Annotated in this window: 10 protein-coding genes; all 10 read left to right on the plus strand. The window is 58.2% G+C overall.

All coding sequences use genetic code 11. The annotated features are described in order from the left end of the window. Window positions 1-76: 76 nt before the first annotated feature. The 10 genes from BLW80_RS11435 to BLW80_RS11480 all read left to right on the plus strand — a co-directional run bounded on the left by BLW80_RS11435 (window position 77) and on the right by BLW80_RS11480 (window position 13252). Window positions 77-1213 carry a DegT/DnrJ/EryC1/StrS family aminotransferase gene (locus BLW80_RS11435; RefSeq protein ID WP_093757976.1) on the plus strand — a complete coding sequence of 379 codons (1137 nt, stop codon included), beginning with the start codon at window positions 77-79 and terminating at the stop codon, window positions 1211-1213. 2 nt (window positions 1214-1215) lie between these two features. Further along, a complete protein-coding gene (locus tag BLW80_RS11440; RefSeq protein WP_093757977.1) occupies window positions 1216-1920 on the plus strand; it encodes a sugar transferase in 705 nt (234 codons plus the stop codon). A 5-nt stretch (window positions 1921-1925) separates the two neighbouring features. After that, the gene (locus tag BLW80_RS11445) at window positions 1926-2933 is read left to right on the plus strand and encodes an SDR family NAD(P)-dependent oxidoreductase (RefSeq protein WP_089266613.1); all 1008 of its coding nucleotides are present in this window, start codon (window positions 1926-1928) and stop codon (window positions 2931-2933) included. Between the two features lie 119 nt (window positions 2934-3052). Then, window positions 3053-4222 (plus strand): hypothetical protein, encoded by a 1170-nt coding sequence (locus BLW80_RS11450; RefSeq protein WP_244528104.1) that lies wholly within the window; start codon window positions 3053-3055, stop codon window positions 4220-4222. Next, complete coding sequence (locus BLW80_RS11455) at window positions 4200-5474, plus strand: polysaccharide biosynthesis/export family protein (protein ID WP_093757978.1); 1275 nt, start codon at window positions 4200-4202, stop codon at window positions 5472-5474. The genes BLW80_RS11450 and BLW80_RS11455 overlap by 23 nt, the downstream gene beginning before the upstream one ends. Before the next feature lie 283 nt (window positions 5475-5757). Then, entirely contained in the window at window positions 5758-6456 is a 699-nt protein-coding gene (locus BLW80_RS11460) for a helix-turn-helix transcriptional regulator (RefSeq protein ID WP_093757979.1), read from the plus strand. A gap of 369 nt (window positions 6457-6825) precedes the next feature. Continuing rightward, window positions 6826-8046: a glycosyltransferase gene (locus BLW80_RS11465; RefSeq protein ID WP_093757980.1), complete on the plus strand. Its 1221-nt coding sequence runs from the start codon at window positions 6826-6828 to the stop codon at window positions 8044-8046. Beyond that, entirely contained in the window at window positions 8043-9296 is a 1254-nt protein-coding gene (locus BLW80_RS11470) for an O-antigen ligase family protein (protein WP_093757981.1), read from the plus strand. The genes BLW80_RS11465 and BLW80_RS11470 overlap by 4 nt, the downstream gene beginning before the upstream one ends. A gap of 3 nt (window positions 9297-9299) precedes the next feature. Then, window positions 9300-11285: an asparagine synthase (glutamine-hydrolyzing) gene (gene asnB, locus BLW80_RS11475; RefSeq protein WP_093757982.1), complete on the plus strand. Its 1986-nt coding sequence runs from the start codon at window positions 9300-9302 to the stop codon at window positions 11283-11285. An 11-nt stretch (window positions 11286-11296) separates the two neighbouring features. Next, the gene (locus tag BLW80_RS11480) at window positions 11297-13252 is read left to right on the plus strand and encodes an AAA family ATPase (RefSeq protein WP_093757983.1); all 1956 of its coding nucleotides are present in this window, start codon (window positions 11297-11299) and stop codon (window positions 13250-13252) included.

Raw genomic sequence — 13252 nt, forward strand, 5'->3', positions numbered from 1 at the left:
CTAAGACGCTGCATGTCACGGCTGCTGCTCGTGCAATCTCAAACGTATCGCCGAATCCGGGATTGGAGATGAACACATGCTATTGGTATCAGAGCCAGTCCTGGGTCCGGACGAGCAAACAGCCCTAGCCTCTGTCATCGAGAGCGGCTGGGTTACGATGGGAGACCGGGTCCGGGAATTCGAACAAGCGTTCGCTCATCTTCATGAGGCCGAGGATTCGATCGCCGTCGGCTCGTGCACGGCAGCCCTCCACCTTATCCTGCACGCGCTCGGCATTGGGCCGGGCGACGAAGTTCTCGTTCCATCGCTGACCTTCGTCGCCACGGCCAATAGCGTTCTCTATGTGGGAGCGCGCCCCGTCTTCGTCGATATCGACTCGGCCGAGATTCCGTTGATGTCGCTGGATGATGCTGAAGCAAAATGCACATCGAGAACAAAAGCGATTATTCTCGTCCATTTCGCCGGTTACCTCGCGCATCGCGACACTTGGCAGTCTTTCGCTCGTCGCAAGGGCCTGCTCCTGATCGAGGATGCAGCTCATGCGCCCGGACTGCCCGCAGTGGGGACCTATGGCGAGGCGGCAGCATTCAGCTTTTACGGCAACAAGAACATGACGACCGCCGAGGGCGGCGCCATTATCGCCCGCAGCCGCGCTTTGAGGGAAACCATCAAGCGAGCACGGTCTCATGGCATGACAAGCAGCACGCGACAGCGCCTCACTAGTCGTCGTCCCGATTACGATGTTACGATCCTCGGATTCAACTATCGTATGGACGATTTGCGCGCTGCCGTTGGCCTTGCCCAACTCAAGAAACTTCCGGAATGGAATGACACCAGGCGACGCCTGTCACTGTGCTATCGTCAGTTGATGGCGGAGCATTGCCCAGCGGTGATGATACCCTTCGCGAATCCTTGGCCATCGGCGCACCATCTGATGCCGGTCGTCCTGCCGACGGAAACCGATCGGCAGCCTGTGATCGATCGGCTACGCAAGCGCGGCATACAGACTACGATTCACTATCCCGCCGTCCACCACCTGACATTCTATAGAGAACTCTATCCCGATACATTCTTGCCGCGCACCGAGGAATTTGCCCAACGGGAGCTCACGCTGCCGCTGCACCCCCGGATGAACCCGGCCGACGTGGAACAGGTAGTGAATTCCCTTGCAGCCGCACTTGGCACAGAGTTTCCATTAGGGGCAATCGCTTAGCCATGCGCGGGGCGGCGAACCAGCTCCTGGCGTCAACTCCTGCTACGCAGGTGGGCTTGCGGCGCGCCCTTGATATTCTGTTTGCTGGTGCTGCGACAGCCACTCTCGCTCCTCTCTTCCTGATCGTAGCACTTGCTATCTGGATCGAAGGCGGAAGGCCGATTCTGTTCTCGCAACTTCGTCTCGGGCAAAATGGACGACCATTCCGCATGTACAAATTTCGCAAGTTCAGGCCGGATTGCGACCGGCATGGATGTCCGCTCACAATGGAGGGAGACGGCCGCCTGACTAGGATTGGCCGCATCCTTGCCGCGAGCAAGCTGGACGAGTTACCGCAACTCTGGAACGTTTTGCGCGGCGACATGGCGCTCGTGGGACCGCGGCCTGAATCGCTCGCATTCTTCGACTGCTTTCACGGTGGCTTCGAGAAGCTTCTCGACCACAAGCCCGGTCTTGTTGGTCCGTGCCAGGTCATGTTTCGACATGAAAGCAAGCTCTATCCCGCTGACGTCGCGGCTGTGGATTTCTATCGACAAGTTCTGTTCCCGACCAAGGCGAAAATCGATCTCGCTTATTTCCCGCGCCGAACACTGGCTTCTGATCTCGGCTGGATTGTTCGTGCGGCCTGGGCAATCGCGGTGGGATCGTGGACCGAATACACGCGGAAGAATCAATCGAAAGAATCTAAACAACAAACCGGACATTGACGGCCATGAATTACCTTGGTGCCAGAATTCTCGTCACGGGAGCCGACGGTTTCATTGGCTCGCACCTGACCGAAGCGCTTGTTTCGGCAGGGGCCAACGTTACCGCTCTTGCCCAGTACAATTCCTTCGATAGCCATGGTTGGCTGGACGACCTTCCGGATTCGACCCGAAAGAAAGTCAACCTGGTTCGCGGCGACATCCGCGATGCGGCTTTCGTCGGTCGTCTCGTACCCGGCCACGAAATCGTCTTTCATCTCGCGGCACTGATCGCGATCCCCTATTCCTACGTCGCTGCGCAATCCTATGTCGAAACAAACGTGCTCGGCACCTTGAATGTGCTCGAGGCCGCGCGGCAGTGCGGCACCGAGCGGGTCATTCACACGTCGACCAGCGAGGTCTACGGCACAGCCATAACAATGCCGATCGATGAAACTCATCCGCTGCAGGGACAATCGCCGTATTCCGCTTCCAAAATAGCCGCGGACATGATGGCAGGGGCTTTTGCGAAATCGTTCGGCGTACCAGTCGTCATCCTCAGGCCATTCAATACGTTTGGGCCACGACAGAGCGAAAGGGCGATCATCGCTGCCATCATACGGCAAGCGCTAGATCCTTCCTGCCCCGCGATCATGATCGGAGATGCAACAACCGTACGTGACCTTACATTCGTTGCAGATACCGCGGCCGCGTTCATGGCTGCCGGACTGGCCGAGGGCATCGAATACGGCCAGCCATATAACGCAGGTAGTCAGCGGGCGATCATGATCCGCGACCTGATTGATGTCATCGTCGATCTTACTTCCAGCGAAAAGCCTGTGCTTCAGGATGAGAAGCGTCTGCGACCGACAAATTCGGAAGTGCGAGCGTTGCTCGCTGATTGCACCCGCTTCGTCCATGCAACGGGATGGTCACCGCAGGTCACGCTGCGGGAAGGGTTGGAGCGGACAGTTGACTGGTGGCGTCATCGCCTTTCGGGAAAGCAAGTCCGGCGGCAGAGGGATTTCATCACATGATGGCCCGGCTGGGTTATGCCCGAGCTCTCCTGTGCTGTGGCGCCCTTGTCTTGCTCGCTTCCTCAAGACCCGCCTCAACGGAATCGCTCGCAAACGCCCAATTCCTCCCGGCGCCCGCCATGGATTTGCCTGGCTATCTCGCGCCAGTCGTCGATGCGTCCCTCGGTACGACCTTGGTTCGTGTGACCACGCCTGACAGTCCGATGGGAAACGGCATGGTTTGCAAGCGTTCCTATTGCACCCATCGCTATTCGAGTGCGCAGGCGTGGAACGCCGACCAGAGCCTGCTTTTGATTGTCAACGGATGCAATGGCCTGTGCTTTCTTGATGGGCGCACCTACGCTCCACTGTTCCGGCGACAGCGCGGGGGTGAATGCGAATGGCATCCGCAAGATCCAGAGCTCATGATTTGTGTCGCCGGGCGTCGCATTTCGCGATGGGCGCCGCGAAGCAACGCCGAAGATGTAATTCTTGAGGCGGAAGTATATCGGGAGCTTCAATTCGGCCCGTACAAGGGCAATCCCTCATGGGACGGCAACCGTATCGTGGTGCGCGCCATCGGCCAGCAGGGCACGCTTGTCGCATTTGCGATGGATCTTTCGGATCGCCGGAAATTTCCTGATATTGAGCTGGCGCGAATTCCCGGCAAAAACAGCTATTGCGGAATCTCGCCGCTGGGCAAGTACATATTCTGCCAGCAGTCTCTCATTGACTTCACGGATCAAGCATTTGTCTTCAGCATTGAGGGTGATCTCCTGCAGAGCTGGACAGAGCATCACCGGCCCGGCCACGGCGACATGACCGTCGATGCCGGCGGTGATGAAGTTTATGTCGGCATCAGTAAGTCGGCGCCTGACAAGTATCAGGTCATCAAACGGAGACTCCAAGACGGACAGGTCACGGCGCTCGCTCCCTATGGAGAAGCTCAGCATGCATCGATGCGAGCGATACGCCGTCCCGGCTGGGTCTTCATGAGTTATGCCGGCGCCGCGCTCGCTCCCGCCGGCGGCAAGAAAGTGGCACCGTTCGCTCAGGAAGTTATCGCACTTAAAATCGATGGCAGTGGCGAGTTCCGACGTATCGCGCATACGCGCAATGCTCCGTATGACTATTGGAGCGAAACGCATGGCTCACCTTCTCCTGATGGATCGCAAGTCATCTGGTCGAGCAACTGGGGGCAACGAGGCGGGCCGGTATTTGATTTTGTTTCCCGCATCGACTGGGCTGATCGAGACAGCGGAAACGACTTAGGGCAAGGAGATCGTCATGAAGGGCAACAGGCGCAGTAAGACTTTCAGCTATGTCCCCATCAGCGTCTGGGCAGGGATCATTGTCTTGGCAGGCAGCGACGGTTGCCTTGGAGCTCAATACAGCCTCGCGCCTGGCGATACTGTCGAGGTATCGGTCGGTGGAGCGCCTGAACAGCGCAATAGAGCTCAGATCCAGATTGACGGCACCATTGCTCTTCCCGGGGTCGGTACGGTGCCGGTTGCAGGTCTGACCCCGTCGGAACTTCAGACTCGCATGGAGGCGCTGCTGCAGTCCAGGATTCTGCGTCAGCGCTCACCGGATGGGCGAGAGCAGGCGCTCGTCATCAAGCCTGGGGACGTGATCGCGAGCGTCGTGGAATATCGACCGATCTACGTCACAGGCGACGTTCTCACGCCCGGACAGCTGGTGTATCGCGCGTCCATGACTGTACGCCAAGCCGTTGCAGTCGCCGGTGGCTTTAGCCTGTTGCGTTCTCGCGGTCAGGTCGGTGCTATCGATCCGGCGGATCTGTTGCGCGATTACCAATCTTTGTCGACCGAGTACATCAAAGAGTATATCCACGTGATCCGCACCAATGCGGAACTCCAGGGCAATGACAGCTTCGATCAGAAGATACCCAGCGAAGTATCTTTGCCGGTCTCCGTCATCGAGTCGCTCATGCAATCCGAGTCGGCGTCGCTAAAGACCGCGCAAATCGACTATCGTAAGGAACGAAGCTTTCTGGAGGATGCAGTCAAACAATCGGAGGCTCAGCTCGTAACCCTCAGGAAGCAGCAGGACGGTGAGGAAAAGGGTGTTCAGGCCGATGAGGATGAGCTGGATCGGGTAGCCAAGTTGTTTGGTGCAGGATCCTTGCCAAGCCCCCGTGTTACGGAAAGCCGACGCGCTCTTCTGTTGTCGTCGACAAGGCGTCTTCAGACGATGGTCGAAGTCATGCGGCTGCAACGTCAGCGCGACGACTTCGTGCGCCAGATCGAGCGGGTCGCCAATCTACGAACCATCAATCTGTTGCGCGAGTTGAAGGATTCAACCGTTCGCATGGCGGACTTGCGGGTTAAATTGCAGGCGTTGAGTCAAAAATTGCAGCCTGTCGGCGGTGCGGGAGCACTACCTGTCGGAACCAGCGATCTCCGAGCAGAGGTAACGATCGCACGAAAGGTCGGCCAGCAGTGGAACAGGATCGTCGCATCAGTTGATTTCGATGTAGAGCCGGGAGATGTGGTCGAAGTTGCGCTGCGCCCTTCGGGAGTAGCCAGCGCATCTAACTGAGCCATTGGCACAAGCGGGGGTACCCACAAAGTATACCGCGCTTACGACCTCTGGCCGGACGCCTGCACAAAACTGCGCGCTGAGGCGCGCATCGCTTTTCCAACCGACATTTCCTCCATGTCATTCAGACCGCTAGGGGCCCCATGAATAGTAGACTGCCTCAGCCAAATGTGCAGTCGGGTTACCCCAATTTGAACATTTACATGGCTCGTCGAAATTGGAATGCTTTCCCTCCGATCAATCCTTGTCATTCGATTGAAGTAGTAGCGAAGGGAATGACGACATGTTGAATTTGAACCAGAGTGCCACATTGCCCGGCGCAATTGCATCGCTTCATCCCTGCAGGGAATCCATCTTCAACATTTCGAATCGTGCTCCCGCTATCCGGCCAGACGCTGACCCAGGCAAGAAGCCCGACCTTGGCGAGCAACGTGACGTCCTACACGCGGTTTTGGCGCGTATTGGCTGCGGGCAAGTTCTGCTCAAGCGTGGCTGTGTGCTTGACGTGAGTGCAATCGGACGTGCGATATTGGAACGCGAATGCAACCTCACCACCAGCCCTGAAACGCTCTACAGCGCCGTCAAGCAGCTGGTGAACCGCGCGGGAGCCCAAATTCCCGTTGGCTCGACATCATGGCTCGCGACTTCCTTCAAGGAGGGCGTCACCAGCCTTGTAAGCCAGATGGTCAATGTTTGGACGGATGAAACCAGCACCATCATTCTGCTCGATCTCGACGCTCATCCGGAGCCGACGCCCCAAGCGCTCCGGTGTTTGTTCGGCTTCACAGCCGCGGAAACCCAGCTTGCAGTCGAATTGGCGCGCGGCCATAATTTGCTTGATATTGCTCGCGCCCGACGGCTGAGCCGGACGACGATCCGCTCACACCTGGCCTCCCTGTTCGTCAAGACACAGACACGGCGGCAGGCGGAGCTGGTTGCATTACTCGGGCGTGTCGCCGTCCTGCCTTCTCCCGGTAATTGAGTCTGACGATAGGCACCCAGGCGAGCCTCCTTGTTCATCCGGGCACAAACACAGCGGCAAGTGAAACGGGTCGCCGACAGGCCTGCTTTGCTCCGACGTTTGAACTGATTCTGGATCTGACGACACGACGCTTCAGCTTGCATGCATGATGCCAAACGCGCTTCGGAGTAATCCTCTTGGTGTCGATGTCTCAATTCTTCAGGATCGCCGAATACTTCCGACGCGGCCGTCATTCGAACGAATGAAGACACTTTGTGATCGCCTCGTAAGCTCACATCGTCCGCTCATACGCGAGGACATCGAAATTCATCTGTAGCCGATTCTCCGGATCGACTGAGCTGCATTCCGATTGCGACCGAAAGGATTAGCATGACGTTGCATGTGCTTTGTGTGGGAGGCGAGGATCATGCTCTGCGGATTCCATTTCTGGCAGCTTTGCGCAGTCGTGGCTTTCGGGTGAGCGCTGCCGGTACTGGCGCTGCACTCCCGTTCTCAAATAGCGGCATCGAGTATCATCGCTATGACTTCAATAGATTCGGCGCACGGGTTGCTGACCGCCTAGCTGTCGGCCAGCTCTCACAGCTTGTGCGTGGCATTCGACCGGACGTTGTTCAAACGTTCGATACCAAACCAAATCTGCTTGCTCCTCTTGCGGTGAGAGGCGCAATCCCCATTGTGCGCACCATCAACGGAATGGGTTGGGTATTCTCCTCCGCACAGCTGAAAGCTCTTGCATTCAGGCCAGCTTACCTAGCTCTGCAGCGGTTGGCCGCCTGCTGGACCTCGGCAACGGTATTTCAAAACAAGGAGGATGGCGACTTTTTCCGCCGCTATCGTCTGCTTGGCAACAGCCCCGCTGTACTGATCGGAAGTTCGGGAATCGATGTCGATGCTTTCGACACAGCGCGGGCCCAGGCGCCGTCCACCGCAAAACTTCGTACAGAGCTCGGACTCGGTGACGACGAAGTCGTCATGACTGTGAGCCGACTGACCGTACAAAAGGGCATACCCACGCTTCTGGATGCGGCGGCGATTGTCCGCGAAGTACGGCCCGGCGTTCGTTTCCTGCTTGTCGGTCCAAGGGAGAGCGAAGGTCCTTTTGCCGTGGATCAGGCTTTGATTGATCGATATGCACCACACGTAATCGCTCTCGGTGCGCGATCCGACGTTCCTGCGCTTCTCGGAATCGCGAATGTCTTTGCCTTCCCGACGGAGTATCGGGAAGGAATCCCCCGTGTTCTGCTGGAAGCAGGATTGGCGGGTGTGCCTATTGTCGCCACGCGTATGCCAGGCTGCGGCGATGTTGTGGTGGAGAACTGCAATGGCCATTTGGTGCCGCCCCGGGACCCGCGTGCGCTCGCCGCAGCCATTCTCGATCTTCTCCAAGATCCTGCCCGCGCAAAGAGCATGGGACAGCGCTCGATCGCGCTCGTGCGCCGTGAGTTCGACCTGAACGTCGTGGCTGACCGCTACGCCGATCTTTACAGGAAGCTGATTTTCACCGGGAGGCGAAGCGAAGATCCGGCTGCTTTGTCTCGCGACGTCCATGAAGATCGAAGGGTTAGCCGGCACAGCGGGAAATCATCATGATCGCCAATGCGCTTCTTTCTTTTGGCATCGTGCTTACGACAGCTTCACAGCTGCGCCTTCCCGGAATTCCGCTGGGTGTTGGCGAGGTCTGTCTTGTCCTGTGGCTAGCCTTCGTCTCATTGCGAGTCATCGTTACCGGCCAGATTTACAACGCGACAGCTTTGCTCCGAATCGGTGCGTTTTGGGCCTGTCTTGCACTCGCCCTGAGTATAGGGACATGCGTGGCCTATCTGAGCCAGGAGCTGGACCTTCCTACGATGTTGCACGACACCTTCGCGTATCTGTTGGTGGCAGCTTTGACCTGCCTCATCGTCGCAACGATGGAAGCCGACGCTGCCCTACGTCAAACCCAATGGTTCCTGCTCGCTTTCTGGAACATCGCACTGGTCCTTCAGATCGCTGCGGGCTGGTCCATCATCAGCCTGCCGTCGGTCGATCCATGGTATTGGGATCGATTTCGAGGCTGGGCGGAGAATCCCAATCAGATCGCTCTCTATTGCGCCGTTTTGACGCCGCTGTCTCTCAGCCTTGCCCTATCGGCCAAAGGGTTTGGCCGCATAGCGGGATCATTCAGTTGCCTGCTAACCTTCGCCGTCGGGCGCCTGACCAAAAGCGATACATTTCTTGTTGCGATGGTGATTGCCACCGCGATCTTTTCTTTGCTGCGTTTGCGCAGTTGGCTGACCTCGCCACAGCACAGACTAAATTTCCGGTCGGTGGTCGCGGTTCTGGTCATCGCCGCCGCCGTCCCTCTGGCGCTCGCATTAGCACCGTATGCCGTTGCGACCGCCGATGAGTTTGAAGGTCTGGCAATCAGTCTGGCCAAGGACCGTGGCGGCGAGGCAACGAAGCGCACCGCGTCCCTGCGACTGCAACTCTGGGAAGATGCACTCCGTCGAGGGCTGGAAACCGGATCGCTCGGGCTGGGGCCAGGCCCGCATCTCGAGAAGCCGAACGTCGCCAATAACAAGGCGCTTCCAACTCCTTTCGAAGCCCATAGCACACTGCTGGATATATTTACGCAAGGTGGCCTGCTCGCTGTGATTGCCGTTTGCGGCCTCTTCGCAGGCACGTTCATGCTCATGTTCCGCGCGAAGCTCGATGCCCTGGCAGCATTGTTCGCTGCGCTGGCCATTTTCAGCATCAGCCATTTCATCTTGCGTCATCCCATCGTGTGGTTCGCGTTTGCTCTCAGCCTGATCCTCGGATCGGCGCGCCCGCCGTCGCCGCACACGCGTATCGGAAGCTAGATCATGTGTGGAATCGCCGGAATTCTTCAGATGCCAAAAGCTTCCCGATCCGCCGATCTGGATGCGATCGGCCGAATGACGAATCGTTTGCACCATCGCGGACCCGATGCCCACGGTTCGTGGTGCGATCGTGACGCCGGGATTGCATTCGGGCATCGCCGGCTCTCCATCGTTGACCTCACCGACACGGGGCGACAACCGATGCTTTCCGTGAGCGGCCGATTCGTCATCACATTCAATGGTGAGATCTACAATCATCCGTCGTTGCGACAGGAGCTTCAACGCCTCGGCCAGAACTTCATCGGCAGCAGCGATACCGAGGTCTTGCTCGCGATGATCGAGAGATGGGGATTCGAGGCTGCCCTGGCGCGCTGCAACGGCATGTTCGCAATCGGCCTCTGGGATCGGCAGACCCGTACGCTCCATCTGGCCCGCGATCGAATGGGAAAGAAGCCCCTATACGTCGCCAGAACGAGAAATGCCGTGGTCTTTGCTTCAGAGTTGAAGGCGATCGACGCGTTCCCCGATTTCCATCCGGAGATCAATCCGCGCGGGGTCGCTGAATTTCTCGCTCGCGGCTGGCTACCGGATGAACATTGTATATGGAAAGATGTCTTCAAACTTCCGCCCGGCAACATTCTATCTTTCGGCGCCGATGAACTTCTGGCATCTCGGGATGCTGCAGCGCTTCGGGCAAAGGCGCGCACTTGGTGGTCGCTGACCGACATCGCAAAGCACGGCCGAAGAAACCCCGTTTCCGCGAACGATGGCGAGCTCGTGTCGCATCTTGATGGCCTACTTCGCGAGGCTGTCGGTGAGCGCATGGTTGCCGACGTGCCAATCGGGCTGTTTCTGTCCGGTGGCATCGACAGTTCAACTGTCGTCGCCCTGATGCAATCCCAATCCGCCCGGCCCGTCCGCACGTTCACTATCGGTTTCGGCGAGCCCGCCTTCGACGAAGCGGCCAGTGCCGCGGCCGTGGCTCGTCACCTCGGCACGGACCACACGGAGCTACGTCTCACTCCCTCGCAGGCCATGGATGTCATTCCCGAACTGCCCCGTATTTGGGACGAGCCGTTCGCCGACGAATCGCAGATTCCGACACTGCTGCTATCTCGCCTCGCCCGCCGGGATGTAACTGTTGTCCTCTCCGGTGACGGCGGAGACGAATGTTTTGCTGGATATTCCAGGCATCTTTTAACCGCCCGTCTAGCTCCCCTCTTTAACTCCAATCGAGCACTTCGGCGAACGGCGGCAATGGGTGTGTCATTGCTCGCCCGCGGTTTGCGGGAAGACATCGCTGACGCGTTACCTCTTCCTGGCCGCCTGCGACGGATGATCGGAAGCGACCGGGTTAACCGCCTTGCGCAACTGTTTGCAGGCAATGACGCCGACGACATGTACCGGAAAGTTATGCGGCTTTCCGAGCTGCAATTGACCCCGGAGCAGGTAACCGATTCGGCTAAGGTGCCGCCGCTGAACGATCTTCTATCCGACTTCATTGTACGGGACATGATCGGTTATCTCCCCGGCGACATTCTGGTGAAGCTCGATCGCGCCAGCATGGCGACAGGCCTGGAAGCGCGCTGTCCAATTCTCGACCATCGCGTCGTGGAATTCTCCTGGCGGCTGCCGAACACGGCCAAGGTGCGCGACGGACAGGGCAAGTGGATCTTGCGGCAGGTTCTCAGCCGTTACTTGCCGCGCCACTTGATAGATCGACCCAAGCAGGGCTTCGACGTGCCTGTTGGCGCCTGGTTGAAAGGCCCCCTGCGCTCATGGGCTGCAGACCTGCTCTCCGAATCACGCCTTAACCGCCAGAATTTGCTGGACGTACAACGAGTCCAGAGCTGCTGGCAGGATCATCTGAGTGGCAATCGCGATCACTCGCGAATGCTATGGGCCGTCCTGATGTTGCAATCATGGCTAGGAATGATGGTTGAACAGAGTACGTCCCGATCGACAGATACCCTCGAGCCCGCACAGTAGAGGAGCGAGCTATGGAAGCGTTAGTAGGAAGACGTATTCGATCCCTGCAGGCTCTTTCGCCGGATATGGCAGAGGACGAACTTGGGCGGCGCCTGACGGAACAATCCCTGGCTTCAAATGACGGTCTCCAGTCTTTGAATCGCGTGCTGGATAGCGTGCGGAAGTACAGGCGGCTTGTCGTCAGGATGATTGTCGTCGGCGCCTTGCTAGCTGGAGTAGCCGGCCTTCTTATGTCTCCTTCTTATCTGGCGACGGCACAACTTGCTGTTGACGTCCGACAGTCCGGCGCAGTCGATGCCTTGAATGCCGGTGGCGCATCCGCAGCACCTACACCGGCCGCCGAGGAATCCACCATCGACACACATGTCACGGTGCTGCTTTCCGACGCCTATCTGCGGAGACTCCTTCCAACGCTCCGCGCTCTCGAAGATGCGAGGCACGGTGCTGAAACGGGGTCACGAACGTGGATGCAAAGCTTGCGCACGCTCTTTGGTCGTACATGGTCAGCAACCAAGGAGCTGCTACTTGGCAAGAACCACGAGCCCGATGACGGGTCGGCTCTCGCTGCTCTAAAGCGCAGCTTGAAGGTTGGTCAGGAGCGGCGCTCCAGAATCATCGCCGTTACTTCTATGGCCGCCAATCCGCAACGAGCGGCGGAAATCGCCAATACGGTGGCACAATCGTATGTCGACGAGGTCGCGCGTCAGAAGCAAAGCGATGTGGAGTATGCTTTGAGCTCCCTTGCGACACAATCATCCAAAGTTCAGCGTGACCTTGCAAAGGCGGAGGAGGAACTAAAAGCCTCCCGTCTTGGCCAGCCCTCTCCCTCACGGGACGCCGCGCTGGAGTGGCAGGTCACCACGCTGGCGCAACAGTTTGAAACGCTTCTGCGGCGGCGGCAGGAGCTCACCGCAAAAGGTCTGACCGCGCAATCAGACGTCAGTATTCTCGCCACGGCCACACCGCCAGAACGACCGACCTCATTACACCCGCTACTTATGATTCCTCCTGCGGCAATTATCTTCGCTCTGCTGGCTTGTGTTCTCGCAGTCGTATTGAATCACTTCGATCGGACCCTGCACACGGAAGCCGACGCCGCTGAAGCTCTGCGTATTCCATGCGCCGGACTGATACCTTCGATTCCACTGGAGCCAGGCAAGCAGCCGCATTATGTTTTGGAGGAGCCTGCGAGCCACTATGCCAGAGCAATCCGCTCCATTCTGGTATCCATACTGGCCTCCGACCCGGCAACCCCACGATCGCAGCGTGTTGTCCTCGTCAGCTCCAGCATCGGTGGGGAAGGCAAGACCACACTTGCATGGAGCCTTGGTCTTTACGCTGCCCGGCTCGGGTGGCGCACTCTACTCCTTGACTTTGGCCAATTCACTCGTCGACCGAGTGGCGAGAGCGCCAACTTACTCAGTGTACTGGCGTATGGCCGTCCACTTGCAGACGCGATCGAACATATCCATGAGTCCGGAATTGACTACCTGCCCGCCACATCGTTTGGGGGACATCGGCTTCGGATTCTCGCCGACCCCAAGATTCCTTCGTTGCTCCGACAGCTGAGCGACACCTATGATTTCGTGATCATCGACGGACCTTCGCTGCTGGAAGCCCCGGAAGCAAGACTTCTGGCGAGTTGGGCTGACCACGTTTTGCTCGCCATTCACTCTGGAAGCACCGATCGTGAGGCGGCGCAGACCGCGCTGCATCAACTTGTTCGGACAGAACATCTCAACCCTGCCCAGAACACGAGATTCTCGTCGGTCTTAACTCGTGTCGAGCCGCTACAGCAGGACCAGTTCGGTGAGCGCGCACAGCAGCTGGTCAAGAGGACTTGGGGCGCACTCTGCCGGCGGTCGAAGAGAGCAATCACGTGGCGAACGTGGCGCGGAGTCGCAATCGAGCTGAAACGCTCCCGATCACCCAAACTGACCCCCCGCAATTGGTTGAGAAGCGATTGA

The organism is Tardiphaga sp. OK245 (assembly GCF_900108575.1).
Classification (GTDB): Bacteria; Pseudomonadota; Alphaproteobacteria; order Rhizobiales; family Xanthobacteraceae; genus Tardiphaga; species Tardiphaga robiniae.